Source organism: Bradyrhizobium sp. JYMT SZCCT0428, assembly GCF_018131075.1.
Classification (GTDB): domain Bacteria; phylum Pseudomonadota; class Alphaproteobacteria; order Rhizobiales; family Xanthobacteraceae; genus Bradyrhizobium.
Genome location: NZ_JAFCLS010000002.1, coordinates 267,922 through 281,218, shown reverse-complemented (window position 1 = coordinate 281,218; position 13,297 = coordinate 267,922). Strand labels below are relative to the sequence as shown.

The 13,297-nt window shown below is 59.3% G+C and carries 9 protein-coding genes and 2 pseudogenes; 8 read left to right on the top strand and 3 right to left on the bottom strand.

The features are described from left to right. Positions 1–7: 7 nt before the first annotated feature. Together JQ575_RS03150 and JQ575_RS03145 are read left to right on the top strand one after the other, a co-directional pair. A complete protein-coding gene (locus JQ575_RS03150) occupies positions 8–364 on the top strand; it encodes a cupin domain-containing protein (RefSeq protein ID WP_212031821.1) in 357 nt (118 codons plus the stop codon). 270 nt (positions 365–634) lie between these two features. Next, the gene (locus tag JQ575_RS03145; RefSeq protein WP_212031820.1) at positions 635–2,092 is read left to right on the top strand and encodes an NAD-dependent succinate-semialdehyde dehydrogenase; all 1,458 of its coding nucleotides are present in this window, start codon (positions 635–637) and stop codon (positions 2,090–2,092) included. Positions 2,093–2,329: 237 nt separating this feature from the next. Here JQ575_RS03145 and JQ575_RS03140 read toward each other — a convergent pair whose 3' ends face one another. Beyond that, the gene (locus tag JQ575_RS03140) at positions 2,330–3,019 is read right to left on the bottom strand and encodes a haloacid dehalogenase type II (protein ID WP_212031883.1); all 690 of its coding nucleotides are present in this window, start codon (positions 3,017–3,019) and stop codon (positions 2,330–2,332) included. Between the two features lie 312 nt (positions 3,020–3,331). Between JQ575_RS03140 and JQ575_RS03135 the strand changes: the two genes are divergently transcribed. After that, on the top strand, positions 3,332–4,708 hold the full coding sequence (locus JQ575_RS03135) for an aspartate aminotransferase family protein (protein WP_212031819.1): 1,377 nt from the start codon (positions 3,332–3,334) through the stop codon (positions 4,706–4,708). 193 nt (positions 4,709–4,901) lie between these two features. Here the strand turns inward: JQ575_RS03135 and JQ575_RS03130 are convergent. Together JQ575_RS03130 and JQ575_RS03125 are read right to left on the bottom strand one after the other, a co-directional pair. Then, positions 4,902–5,377, bottom strand: a pseudogene (locus JQ575_RS03130) (Lrp/AsnC family transcriptional regulator). A gap of 304 nt (positions 5,378–5,681) precedes the next feature. Then, positions 5,682–7,007, bottom strand: coding sequence for an FAD-binding oxidoreductase (locus tag JQ575_RS03125; RefSeq protein WP_212031818.1), 1,326 nt, complete (start codon positions 7,005–7,007; stop codon positions 5,682–5,684). A 529-nt stretch (positions 7,008–7,536) separates the two neighbouring features. Between JQ575_RS03125 and JQ575_RS03120 the strand changes: the two genes are divergently transcribed. The 5 genes and pseudogenes from JQ575_RS03120 (at position 7,537) to JQ575_RS03100 (ending at position 13,261) form a co-directional block, all read left to right on the top strand. Beyond that, positions 7,537–7,770: a hypothetical protein gene (locus tag JQ575_RS03120; protein ID WP_212031817.1), complete on the top strand. Its 234-nt coding sequence runs from the start codon at positions 7,537–7,539 to the stop codon at positions 7,768–7,770. A 148-nt stretch (positions 7,771–7,918) separates the two neighbouring features. Further along, positions 7,919–9,609, top strand: a pseudogene (locus tag JQ575_RS03115) (ABC transporter ATP-binding protein). 34 nt (positions 9,610–9,643) lie between these two features. Then, positions 9,644–11,314 (top strand): peptide ABC transporter substrate-binding protein, encoded by a 1,671-nt coding sequence (locus tag JQ575_RS03110; RefSeq protein WP_212031816.1) that lies wholly within the window; start codon positions 9,644–9,646, stop codon positions 11,312–11,314. An 85-nt stretch (positions 11,315–11,399) separates the two neighbouring features. Continuing rightward, the gene (locus JQ575_RS03105) at positions 11,400–12,350 is read left to right on the top strand and encodes an ABC transporter permease (RefSeq protein WP_212031815.1); all 951 of its coding nucleotides are present in this window, start codon (positions 11,400–11,402) and stop codon (positions 12,348–12,350) included. 32 nt (positions 12,351–12,382) lie between these two features. Further along, positions 12,383–13,261: an ABC transporter permease gene (locus JQ575_RS03100; protein ID WP_212031814.1), complete on the top strand. Its 879-nt coding sequence runs from the start codon at positions 12,383–12,385 to the stop codon at positions 13,259–13,261. Positions 13,262–13,297: the final 36 nt, after the last annotated feature.

Sequence of the window (13,297 nt, the reverse complement as noted above, 5' to 3'; positions counted from 1 at the left end):
CGATCCCATGTCACTTCTGATTACAATCGACACCAATCCGGACTTCGCACCAAAGAACGCCTTGCCTGATCCGGAACGTCTGATTTCGGGCAATCCATCCTTCAAGACCTGGGCGCAGGACGCTTCGAAAGGCGAGAAGGTACTAACCGGCGTCTGGGAAGCAACGCCCGGCGAGACCCATTCCATCAAGGCCACCACCTACGAGTTTTGTCACATCATCTCGGGTCTCATCGAAATTGAGGAAAAGGATGGTGAGACGAAGACTTACCGCGCTGGCGACAGCTTTGTGATGAAACCGGGGTTTGTCGGCGTCTGGCGCACGATCGAGACCGTGCGAAAGATCTACGTCTGCGCTTATGACTGAGCATAAAGCTCAGAGCGGTCCAGATATACGGCCCGCCAGAACAATCGACTTTCCAAGCCGCGCCTGACCCGATTCAACGCCGTCAGCCAGTTCATTCTCGATGAAAAATGCGGCGGTCGATCCTGTACTGCTCGGATAAGACGATTCTATTTCACTAATCGCAAATCCAACAGCGTGCTCGTCGAACGTCGGGCAGACTCGCTCGTGGGCGAGGACAAGAGGCGACTACGCATCGCAGTGACGGCGGGGTTGGCCCCGAAGGGAAAGAAGATGATCGCATTGAAGGACAAGTATCTGTTTCGCCAGCAGGCGTTGATCGGCGGCAACTGGCGGGATGCGAACGCGAAATCGACCGTCGATGTCATCGATCCTGCCAGTCAGCAAGTTCTAGGCACCATTCCCGATATGGGCCGCGACGAGACCAGGGCTGCAATTGACGCTGCGGCCGACGCTTTCAAGCGCTGGAAGAAAAAGACTCATGCTGAGCGTGCAGCGCTCTTGGAGCGATGGCATGAACTGATGCGGCAACATGAGCAGGATTTGGCGCTTTTGCTGACGCTGGAACAGGGCAAGCCGCTCGCCGAATCGCTCGGAGAAATCCGCTATGGGGCATCCTTCGTAAAATGGTTTGCGGAAGAGGCGCGCAGGATCAATGGCTCGACTATTCCTTCACCCACTGCCGACCGCCGCATTCTGGTACTGAAAGAGGCGGTAGGCGTCTGCGGGATCATCACCCCCTGGAATTTCCCAAACGCCATGATTACGCGCAAGGTGGCCCCTGCGCTGGCTGCGGGCTGCACCGTGGTCATCAAGCCATCTGAATTTACGCCGTTTTCGGCGCTCGCGATCGGCGTTCTGGCGGAGCGGGCAGGGATTCCGGCGGGCGTCATCAATATCGTGACTGGCATGCCCGCGGAAATCGGCAATGAGCTGATGGCCAACGAAACCGTGCGCAAGATCTCGTTTACCGGATCGACTCGCGTAGGCGCGTTGCTGATGAAAGGCGCCGCCGACAACATCAAGAAGCTCAGTCTTGAACTCGGCGGTAATGCACCATTCATCGTCTTTGACGATGCCGACGTCGACCTGGCGGTGGAGGGGGCGATTGCATCGAAGTTCCGCAATGGCGGGCAGACCTGCGTCTGCTGCAATCGCATTCTCGTTCAAGCCGGCATTTACGACGCTTTTGCAGAAAAGCTCGCCAGCCGGGTCGCGAAAATGAAGGTCGGCGCCGGCACGGAAGAAGGGGTTGCAATCGGGCCGATGATCAATGGCGCGGCGATAGAAAAGATCAAGCGGCACATCTCGGACGCCTTGGATAAAGGCGCGAGGATCATCTCGCAGAGCGAAGGTATGCCGGAAGGTCGGCAGTATGCCCGTCCCGTCGTGCTCGGTGACGCAACGACCGAGATGCTGTTGGCTTCAGAAGAGACTTTCGGACCGGTCGCTCCGCTTTTCCGCTTCAAGACCGAGGACGAAGCGATTGCGATCGCAAACGGCACGCCATTCGGCCTTGCTGCCTATTTCTACACGGAAAACCTCAAGCGCTCATGGCGTGTTGCCGAGGCGCTGGAGTTCGGAATGGTGGGCTTGAACACTGGCCTGATCTCAACCGAAGTTGCGCCTTTCGGCGGTGTAAAGCAGTCGGGACTAGGGCGTGAAGGATCCCAGCTCGGGATAGAAGAATATCTCGAGATCAAAACACTTCATGTCGGCGGGTTGGAATGAGGGGCCGCTTCCCGGTTTCGGGAAGGGAATCGAAGGGGTTTCGATTCTGCGGCGGGTCGCGTCCGCGCGATAAATAGGATGATGCCTCAACCGCGAAGTAACGCAATATCTATCGGGACTAGCCGAAACACGGAAAAGGGGGCGGCTGAACCGCCCCCGTTATTCATCACGCATCGATCTTTATTGAGGTTTTCGAAGGTCTGAAGTGCCGCGAAAGGGCCCGAGAAGGATACGCGTTCACGCGCTTTTTCGAAGGGGCTCCAAGCCGACTGCGGCGGCGAGCCCGCCGATGTCATCGACCTCGGTGTATTCATAAAAGGGGTTCGCGGGCTCATGACCGCGGTTCACCCATACCTTGCTCTTGATGCCCAGGTCGTAGGCGGTCATCAGGTCGTAGCGGAAGGAGGATGAAACGTGGGTGATGTCTTCCGGACCGCAGCCCAGCTTGTCAAACATGTACTCAAAGCCCTTCATGTGCGGCTTGTAGGCGCCGGTTTCCTCGGCTGTGATGACCGTGTGGAAGGGGACGCCGAGCTTCTCCACGTTCGACATGATGAGGCTCTTCATGGAGTTCGACAGGATGACCATTGGGATCTCCTTCGCAACCCGGGCCAGACCTGCCGGAACGTCGGGATGTGGACCCCAAGTCGGCACTTCCTCATAGATGCGCTGTGCGTCCTCTGGCCGAAATGCAACACCATTGCGCCTGCAGGCGCGTTCCAGCGAATTGTGCACGACCTCGAGGTAGGGCTTCCAGGCGCCGAGAACCTCGTCCAGGCGATAGGCTGAAAAATCCTTGATGAAACTTGCCATCGCCGTGGGGGAAAGCTGGGAGCCGTAGACTCTCCTTGCCGCACCGGCCATGTCGAAATTCGTCAGCGTGCCGTAGCAATCGAAAGTGATGTATTTCGGTCGAAACTTCGTCATGGCGTGGAATCCTCCAATCCTCTCGGCACTGGGCCGGTACGACAGCATCATATTGAGGATCTCGGAAGATAAAGCGCCGCTTTTGCTGAAGCCGGAAGCAGATTGTGTCGTACTGGATCAAAGCTTTGGCAGAGAGTTGCGCGAGGCAACCTTTCGAATCGAGCAGCACCGCGACGCGGCGGACCTGCGCCGGCATAAGATGCGGCCTCGATCACCAACGAAAGTGACAACTCCTTTGGTCCAGGCGCTGCTTGGGAGGAACTGCCGTCCTCGATATCGTACTTTGCTCTTCGGGTTGATTTGGAGAATGAAATGTTGAGCAATTCGCTGATCGAGTTGGACCGCGCGCATCTGATTCACCCGGTTTCATCTTATCGCAGCCATGAGGCGTCGGGCGTGCGGGTGATAAAATCAGCGAAGGGCGCGACCCTGACCGATGCTTCGGGACATCAATTGCTCGACGGGTTTGCTGGCCTGTGGTGTGTCAATGCCGGGTACGGACAAGACAGCATCGTTGAAGCAGCAACCAGGCAGCTGCGCGAACTGCCCTATGCGACAGGCTATTTCGGGTTGGGCTCCGAGCCGGCCATTCGTCTCGCCGCCAGACTGGCTGAATTGGCGCCCGGCGATCTGAACCATGTCTATTTCACACTCGGTGGTTCTGATGCGGTCGACAGCACGATCCGCTTCATTCGGTACTACTATCACGCCAAAGGTATGCCGCAGAAGGACCAGTTCATCTCTGTGGAGCAAGGCTATCATGGATCCTCGACGGCGGGGGCCGGTTTGACAGCGTTGCCGGCCTTTCATGCGGGCTTTGGGGTGCCTTATCGCTGGCAGCACAAAATTCCGTCGCACTATGCCTATCGCAATCCTGTCGGCACCCATCCCCAGGCTATCGTTGATGCGTCGATCGCAGCCCTGCGAGCGAAGATCGCCGAACTGGGCGCAGATCGCGTTGCGGCTTTTTATGTCGAGCCAATTCAGGGGTCAGGAGGCGTTCTCGTGCCGCCGCCGTGTTGGCTGAAAGCCATGCACGCGGTTTGCAAGGAGAACGATATTCTGTTCGTTGCCGATGAGGTCATCACCGGCTTTGGTCGTGTCGGGCCTCTTTTCGCCTGCGAAGAAGACGATGTCGTGCCGGATTTCATGACCACCGCAAAAGGACTGACGTCGGGCTATGTGCCGATGGGAGCTGTTTTCATGTCGGACCGCGTTTACAATACGATCGCGGATGGGGCCGGCAAGACGGCCGTCGGCCATGGCTACACCTATTCTGCACATCCCGTTAGTGCGGCGGTTGGGCTCGCGTGCCTTGACCTTTACAAAGGTGGCTTGCTGGAAAACGGGCGCAAGGCCGGGCACCGCCTGATGGAGGGGCTTCGCTCCCTTGGCGATCATCCACTTGTCGGCGATGTCCGTGGTCGCGGCATGCTGGCCGCAATCGAACTTGTCACGGACAAGGAGCGCAAGACGCCCCTTCCACCGGAGGCCGACGCGGCGCGCCGCATCTTCGACCGCGCATGGGATAACGGCCTCGTCATCCGCGCCTTTGCCCAGGGCGTGCTGGGCTATGCGCCGCCGCTTTGCTGCACGCATGAGGAGATTGACGGCATCATCGAACGAACCCGGACGACGCTCGACCAAACGCTCGAAGACAGGGACGTCCGCACGGCGATGAAAGGATAATCATTTGCACCTGCCATTGATGCGCCGCCCGGTTAAGAGCAGCCTGGCGCAGGTGCAGCGAAATACCGCATCGACCGACCATCCCGCGACGTGCGACATCGACCCGATCGGCGGCGAGTAGCAAGTCTTGGGCGGCAGCATCGTCGGTGCGGCAATCTGCGTAAGTCATCGCCACGGACCGAGGATTTGTCCCCTAGCTGTTGAATATGCTTTCGAGAGGCAGATGGGATTTCACGATAGGCGACTTCAGTACGACAAAACTGAAGTATTTATCGATGCCAATATCCAGTTCGACGAGACGTTCCATGACCGCCTGGTATTCACTTATTCCAGCTGTGATAAACTTCACGAGGTAGTCGTATCCGCCCGAAACCAGATGGCATTCGACGACCGAATCCAACTTTTCGATGGTCGTGAGAAAGCGCGCGAAATCGATCTGGCGGTGGTTTTTCAGCGTGATCTCGGCGAAGACGGTCAGAGTTTGTCCAAGCTTTGAAACATCAATCTGAGCGGAATAACCGGTGATGAAGCCCTCCGTCTGGAGCCTTTTGACGCGCATCAGGCACGGGCTCGGAGAAAGGTGAATCAGCTCCGCGAGTTCGACATTGGAAACCCGTCCATTTTTTGCAGTTCGCATAAAATCCTTATGTCGATCTTGTCGAGCTTCATAGGACGGCCCCACTAGACGTTCGAGCCGCGGCTCGCCGAAGCCCTCTGGCGTCCATGTTGGCGGTCGATCTATCCCCGGGGCTGCCCGCGCCAGCTAGGCCGGACGGTATGCCGGCGGAGTAATTGGGGCGACGATGGTAATCGTTACTTTGAGGCGTCGGCAACATGCGCGCTTTCATAGCATCAACTCCCGTGCCACCTCGGCGGGCCACCGTGTGTTCGCCCATGAAGACACGTCGGGTGGCTCTCTAAGGTGATGCCACCCCTCGGCGTCCGTCAATCGAATATTCGCGGAGCAGGCTTTTCAGAAGTCGGCGACCTTGCCCCAAGCGCCCATTTTCAGACGCTCCGGCCTGTAGGGACGCGGATCGACGATCGGCTCGCTGCCGGTAATGATGTCGGCAATCATATGTCCCGCGCCAGGGCCAATCCCGAAACCATGACCGCTGAATCCGGCCGCGAGGATAAAGCCTGGGATCGCTTCCACTTCACCGATTGCGGGAACGCCATCCGGTGTGCTGTCGATATAGCCGGCCCAGACATTGGAGATTGCGACGCGCCGAAGCTCGGGCAGCAATTCGCAAGCTCTTTGATGTGTCGCCCGAATCTGCCGCATGTCGGGGCGGGGATTAAGTGTCCTGTTCAGCTCCATCGGGGTCACCTCACCGAGCGCCCATTTCGCCAGGGATTCGTGACCCTGGCGAAGGCCCTCGAATGCGCCAGGGGCGAGACTGCGCCAGCGGCGAGCGAACATCGGCACGAATTCGCGGCCGAACCTGAATTGCTGCGGCGTTGGATCGACTCGCGCGCGCCCGCTAATTGCCAGCGTGTACCCGCCGTTGCTGCGCCGCGTAAGTGACACGCGCGCAGTGTGCAAAGCATCGGGCAAACCGTCTGCGCCTGGAGCCGTCGCGAGAATGGATTGACGAACGGAAGCCTGCGGGAAGCGAATGGCGAGCTGGTTGCAGAAGGAAGAAGCCCACGCCCCTCCTGCCATGACCACCGTCTTCGTCCGGATTGTGCCCAGTTCGCTCACCACGCCGCTTACCCGGCCGGCACTGAGCTCTACGCCGCGAGCGGCGCAGTGTTGGTGCACCGTGCCGCCTGCCGTCATGATCGCGCGCGCGGCGACGGGCACAGCCTTCGAAGGGTCCGCCGTTCCGTCGGTTGGCGAGAAGACGCCGCCTTTCCATTTGCGGCCCGTCGCTTTGCCTCTCTCGCTCGCTTCTTCCGTGCTCAACATGTGCGTCGTAACGCCGACCGTCCTTGCAAAATCGCGCCAGTTCGCCCAGCCCGTCAGCTCTTTCTCGTCGTTCGACAGATAGAGAAGCCCGCAGCGACGGAAACCCGTGTCTTCCCCGGTCTCCTGTGCTACTCTCTCCCAGAGATCGAGACTCTTGGTGGCGATCGGTAGCTCGCGCGCATCGCGATTCTGTTGACGACACCATCCCCAGTTGCGACTGGACTGCTCGGCGGCGACACGCCCCTTTTCGAGCAAGGCGACCTTAACGCCGCGGCGGGCAAGATAGTAGGCCGTGAACACGCCCACCACGCCGCCGCCGATGACGACGACGTCAGCCTCTTGTGGCAGAGACCGACTGGATTCGATATGCATCAGTGGCGCGCTCATCGAGCGGGGACTCCGGCGTTTGAGGTATCGTACCGAGCTTCCGCGGATGCGCCTTGCCGAGTTTGGTGGTCTGACGGAATATCCTGCGGTTTGCCACCTTCATTACAAGCTTTTGTTGCGAGAACAGATCGCTCGCGCCGTACCTCAGAGGCAGAGACCGGGCATATGCTCTCCGCAATCAGATCGGTGCCAGTCGAGAATGAGGGCAATGAAACCAGCACGCAGTTCGTGGTGGTGATGCGTTCCTTGCAGGGCCGCTGAAGGCTGTCTTCGAGCCCACCGGGTCCTTGCCGCGGGGGCAGTACGTGCCAAGCTGACGAACCGGGTTCTCGTCAGCCGCGGGCGTATCGGGCTCGCGTCCCCCGGCTGATGTTGGAGGCATCGCAGCGCAGAGCGAAATGCCAAATCGGACTTCCTTTTCAGAAGTTCCTGCCGCCCGCGTGCCGCGTTTCGGCGACTCTGGGAGGACCGAAGCGGCCAAACTCGTGAGCATCAAGCAAGAATCTCGATCAATGCGTCGAGGATCATAATGGGAGCCATCGACATGGGCCTTGCCGAGGAACTGACCTTAGCGGAAGCCGTCACGCCTCTCATGGCGTTCCGCTACAAGAGCTTCGATGTCGCAGGTACGATGATCGATTTCGAGAGCGTGACTGAGGATAGACCTGCCGTCATCGCGGCCGAGGCTGGGCAGTTCACCAAGCCCGACGATCAGTTTCGCTCACTGATCGGGTTGGCGAACGCGGCCAACGCCGCGTCTTGAGCGGCACAGCTCTTGCTCGTCGAGCAAAGAGGTCAGATCCATGTCGCAGCTTCCGACCAGGGAATGTCAGCATGAACGGCGAGTTCTCGACCTGTCCGATCGCGCAGGCAAAAGCGTCCGAAGTCTCAATTCGCAGCAGGATGTCCCGATGCCGTTGAAAGGGGAGGATACTCTGACGGCCTCTAGCATCCAGGCTGAAGACTCCCAGGACGTGGCGCTCTCGGTGCGCGACCTTTGCGTGAGCCTGCCGGGGGGGATGGAGCGGGCCTTTGCCGTCGAGAATATCTCCTTCGATCTGAAGCGCGGTCAGATCCTGTGCATCATTGGAGAATCTGGATCGGGAAAGTCGGTCACGGCCAACGCGATCATGGGACTTCTGCCTAAGGTGATCCGGGTTTCCTCTGGCGCAATCCACCTCGACGGAATGAACATCGCGGGTCTGCCTGCCGACAAGCTGCGCGGCCTGCGCGGACGGGTCGTGTCAATGATCTTTCAGGACCCGCTTTCGGCGCTCAATCCGCTGATGACGGTGGGTGCGCAGATCGACGAAGCCATGGCGGCTCATGGCGTCGGCACACCGAAATCCCGCCGCAGCCGCGCGATCGAGTTGCTCACCGAAGTGGGTCTGCCCGATGTGCAGCTCATGTATCATCAGTATCCGTTCCGGCTTCGGGTGGGCAGCGGCAGCGCGTGATGATCGCGATAGCCCTGGCGCTCGAGCCCGCGATCTTGATTGCAGACGAACCGACAACCGCACTCGACGTGACCACTCAGGCGCAGATCCTGAAGCTGATCCGCGACATTCAGCGCCGCAAGGGAATGAGCGTGATGTTCATCACGCACGATTTTGGGGTGGTGGCCGAGATCGCTGACAGCGTCGTGGTGATGGAGAAAGGCCATGTCGTCGAGCAGGGCAGCGCCGTTCAGGTTCTAAAATCGCCTACCCATCCTTACACGCGGCGGCTCATTGCGGCCGTCCCCCATCTGACAGGCAAGGACCGGATTCCTCTGGAAGCTCCAGGGAAAGCGCCAATCCTGCAGGTTAACGGGTTGGTGAAAACCTATCGCAGCGGCACCAAATGGTTCGGCGCGACGCGGACTGTGCCGGCGGTAAACGACGTATCGTTCGACCTGGCACCTGGGCGGACACTCGGGGTCGTCGGCGAAAGCGGCTCCGGCAAGTCGTCGCTAGGGCGGCTTTTGATCAAACTGATGGACAGTGACGGCGGTCGGATTCTGTTCGAGGGTCGCGACATCGCCGGGCTTTCTGAAGCCGGGTTCCGCCCGCTGCGGCCGCGGATCCAGATGATCTTTCAAGATCCTTTCGCCTCCCTCAACCCGCGCTCGACGATCGGTCATATCCTTACGGTAGGCCCGATCGCGCATGGCATGCCCTATGCGCAAGCACGCGAGGAGGCCCGGGGACTACTATCCCATGTCGGTCTGGATGCTGGCGCCTTTGGCCGCTATCCGCACGAGTTCTCCGGTGGGCAACGCCAACGCATCGGCATTGCCCGGGCGCTAATGTTCAAACCGACGCTGCTGATTGCCGATGAAGCAGTTTCAGCGCTCGACGTGTCGATCCAGGCCCAGATCTTGAAGTTGCTGGATCAGATCCAGCGGGAGACCGGCGTCTCAATGATCTTCATCACCCACGATCTGCGTGTGGCCAGCCAGATCTGCGACGAGATCGCCGTGATGCAGCGCGGGCGAATCGTCGAACGCGGACCGCCCTCGCAGATCTTTCTGAATCCGAAATCATCCTACACGCGCGAACTGGTGGCGGCGATTCCTGGAGAGCAGCCTGAACACGCCCGCCAGGCTTCGGCAAATCGATGAGAGTAACGACGGATACCGCCACAAGGAGGAAACCATGACCAAACATTCCAAATCTGTATCCAATTACTCGCGACGCGACACATTGCGAATGATGGCCTTGGGCGGGGCTGCCGGCATCTTCGCGCCCAACCTGTTGACCAAGCCCGCCTTCGGCCAAAAGGCTCCACGAGTTCCCAAGGGTCGGATTGTCGTCGGGCTCTCGCAGGAACCCACGGTCTTTAATCCGCTGATGGCACATATCGAGGTCGATGACGGCGTCCATTTCTCGGTTTTCGATGCGCTCTTTCGCATCGATCCCAAAGGCGTAATTCAGCCGAACCTTGCCGTCGAAGTGCCGACCCAAAAGAACGGCGGCATTTCCGAGGACGGTCTGAAATGGCGGATCCGCTTGCGCGACGATGTCCGTTGGCACGACGGCAAGCCCTTCACGGCTGAGGACGTGAAATTCACCCTCGAACTCATCACGAAGCCGAACTTCCGCAGTTGGCGTACAACGGGGCACTCGCTAGTGCGCGACATCGCCGTTGTCTCGCCTGTCGAGATCACATGGCGGATGGAGCAGGCCTTCGCACCGTATTTGTCGTTCCTGACCGAAACCTTCGTTGTGCCGAAGCACATCCTGGAGAACGAGGCTGATCCAAACAATGCCGCCTTCAACCAAGCGCCAATCGGTACTGGTGCATTCAAATGGGGCACGCGCGTTCCCGGCGACCGCGTCGAGCTTGTCGCCAACTCGAATTATTTCGGTGATGGTCCTTATATCGAGCGCCTGATCTTCAAATACATTCCCGATCTCACCGTCCTCTACACCCAATTCAAGAGCGGTGACATAGACCTCGTGGGCCAGACATACATCAGCCCCGATCATTACGAGGAAGCTCGCAAGCTGCCGAGCCGGGTGGTGACGCTGGAGCCCAAATCCTCATTCGAGTCTTTTTACCTGAATCTCGAGCGCCCGCAGTTCAAGGAGCTGCAGGTCCGTCAGGCGCTTTATGCAGCGATCGACAAGAAGGCAATTATCGACGGGCTCTATTACGGCGTACCGACTCCGACTGAGACCTTCATGCCGCGGCAGTCTTTCTATTATAACCCGGGCCTGCCGGTGCAGGAGTTCAGCGTCAAGCGTGCGCAGCAGATCCTCGACGCGGCCGGCTGGGTGCCGGGAAAGGATAGGATCCGGGTAAAAGACGGGGTACGTCTGTCTTTTACCAACTCGACCACGTCAGGCGACCCCCTTCGCGAGCAGGTGCAGCAATATCTGCAGCAGGCGTTTGCAGAGATCGGCGTCGAAATGACCATCTCCAACCTTCCCGCCGCGGTGATGTGGGGCGAATTCTGGCAACGATCGCGTTTCGATTCGGTGATAGTAGGCAGCACCTACTTGATCGGCGCAGACCCGGACGTCACCAACCGCCTGCATTCGAATGCGATCGGCAATAAAGGCGGCCGCGGCTCAAACAATGCGCAATACGTCAATCCGGAGGTCGACTCTCTATTGGAGAAAGGCAGCCGCACCTTCGATCCGGAAGCACGGCGCGCAATCTACTTCCGCGTACAAGAACTGGTCCGGCATGATCTACCCTTGCTACCGCTTTACCAGAACATTGCCGTGCAGGGGCACAAGAAAGGGATTCAAGGTGCGATGTCTAACGGCAACACGCGCACCGAATCCTGGAATGCCGGTGCCTGGTCTTGGGCGAGCTGATATTCGCAGCCGCCGCCCCGTCTGGCGAAAGCCTGTCGGGGCGGCAACGTACTACTGAATTTCTCATTCTCAGGAGGAGGGCCGAATGCGCGGATTTCTGCTGAATCGCCTCTCACAGAGCCTCGCGCTGCTGGTGATCGTCTCGATCATCGGCTTCGTCATTCTGAGCCTTATTCCAGGCGGCCCCCTGTCGCAATACGCGCGGGATCCAAGCATGACCCAGCAGGATATGGAGCGGCTGGCGGAACAGTTGGGGTTGAACAGGCCGCTATGGATCCAGTATTTCGACTGGGTATGGCGCCTTGTGCAAGGCGACTGGGGCCGCTCCTTCCGCGACGGAACATCCGTGCTGGCCGTGATCGGAAGGCATATCTTTGCCACGCTACTGCTGATGGGTACCTCGACGGTGATCGCGATCGCGATCGGCACCTGGATCGGTATTCGTGGCGCCACCCACCGCTATTCGATGTTTGACTATCTGGCAACGATCGGTGCCATGGTCGCGCTATCGATCCCGACCTTCTGGTTCGGGCTTGTCGGGATCTACGTCTTCTCGCTGCAGCTGGGTTGGGTGCCCGCCGGGAACATGTACACGATCGGCGACGGCTCCGTTCTGAATTACCTGCACCATCTGATCCTGCCAAGCGTGGTGCTGTCACTTGTCCATGTCGCGGTTTGGAGCCGCTACATGCGGACGGCGACGCTGGACGCCATTAGCCAGGACTTCGTCAAAACTGCCCGCGCCAAGGGCCTGAGCGAGCGTCGAATTCTCTTGAAGCATGTTGTCGGCAACGCACTCCTGCCAATGATCACGCTTGCAGGAGTGCAGCTGCCCAGCATTCTAACGGGTGCATTGGTGACCGAGACGGTCTTTACCTGGCCGGGAATGGGACGGCTGTTTCTCGACAGCCTCGGTTACAGCGACTACCCGGTCGTGATGGGGTTGCTGATATTCTCCGCCATCCTGGTCATTCTCGGAAACCTGATCGCCGACATCGCCGTCGCCATTGTCGACCCGCGCATTCGTCTGGGTTGAACCCGCAAGTTCCGACAGAGGAGCCAACCGATATGACCGCTCTCGCCGTAACGACAGCTCCAAGCCGATGGTGGCACAACCGCGCGGTACACCGCTTCATTAGCCATCGCCTGGCGCTGCTAGGTCTGACAATGATCACGCTGCTGACGCTGGCATGCGTCTTAGGCCCCTATCTGCTGCCATACGACTCGCTCCACATCGACTTGCGCGCCCGCTTCGCTCCTCCGATGACCGGACATCATTATCTTGGCACCGATCCGCTGGGCCGTGACCTGGCGGCTCGACTGTTAATGGCAGGGCGGATCTCGCTGCTGGTGGGATTTTCGGCGATGCTATTATCGATCGTGATCGGAACACTCGTCGGCGTGGTCGCGGGGTATCGCGGCGGCTGGATCGGCGCAGTCCTGATGCGGACGGTCGATGGCTTCTTGTCGTTTCCGTCGATCTTTCTCGTACTGGCACTGGCTGCAGCATTGCGGCCCAGCCCCATCATGATCACGGTCATCATCGCAGTCACCAAATGGATGGAAGTTGCCCGCATCGTCGAGGCTGAGGTTCGCTCGTTACGCGAGCGTGAGTTTGTCCAGGCCGGTCGGATGCTTGGGCTAAGCGGTACACATATCATGTTCCGGGAGATCTTGCCCAACGCCATGGGTCCGATCATCGTAGCCGCCAGTTTGACGGTCGCCCGCGCGATACTTCTGGAAGCGTATATCAGCTTCCTCGGTTTTGGGATCCAGCCGCCGCTGCCCAGCTGGGGCAACATGCTCAACGGCGCCCAAAAATACCTGGCCAGCGCGCCCTGGCTTGCCATCATTCCTGGCGCTGCGATTACGATCGCGGTGACCAGCTTCAATTTCATCGGCGACGGGCTGCGCGACGCGCTCGACGTGCGAGACGATCACATCTGAGCTCAATGCGATGCGAGTGGCAGGTCAGCGTTCAAG

Bases quoted from the DNA above. Each gene is read 5' to 3' on its own strand.
- JQ575_RS03105 (WP_212031815.1), top strand. From the start codon at position 11,400: ATGCGCGGATTTCTGCTGAATCGCCTCTCACAGAGCCTCGCGCTGCTG.
- JQ575_RS03140 (WP_212031883.1), bottom strand. From the start codon at position 3,019: ATGACGAAGTTTCGACCGAAATACATCACTTTCGATTGCTACGGCACG.
- JQ575_RS03150 (WP_212031821.1), top strand. From the start codon at position 8: ATGTCACTTCTGATTACAATCGACACCAATCCGGACTTCGCACCAAAG.
- JQ575_RS03125 (WP_212031818.1), bottom strand. From the start codon at position 7,007: ATGAGCGCGCCACTGATGCATATCGAATCCAGTCGGTCTCTGCCACAA.
- JQ575_RS03145 (WP_212031820.1), top strand. From the start codon at position 635: ATGATCGCATTGAAGGACAAGTATCTGTTTCGCCAGCAGGCGTTGATC.
- JQ575_RS03135 (WP_212031819.1), top strand. From the start codon at position 3,332: ATGTTGAGCAATTCGCTGATCGAGTTGGACCGCGCGCATCTGATTCAC.
- JQ575_RS03120 (WP_212031817.1), top strand. From the start codon at position 7,537: ATGGGAGCCATCGACATGGGCCTTGCCGAGGAACTGACCTTAGCGGAA.
- JQ575_RS03110 (WP_212031816.1), top strand. From the start codon at position 9,644: ATGACCAAACATTCCAAATCTGTATCCAATTACTCGCGACGCGACACA.
- JQ575_RS03100 (WP_212031814.1), top strand. From the start codon at position 12,383: ATGACCGCTCTCGCCGTAACGACAGCTCCAAGCCGATGGTGGCACAAC.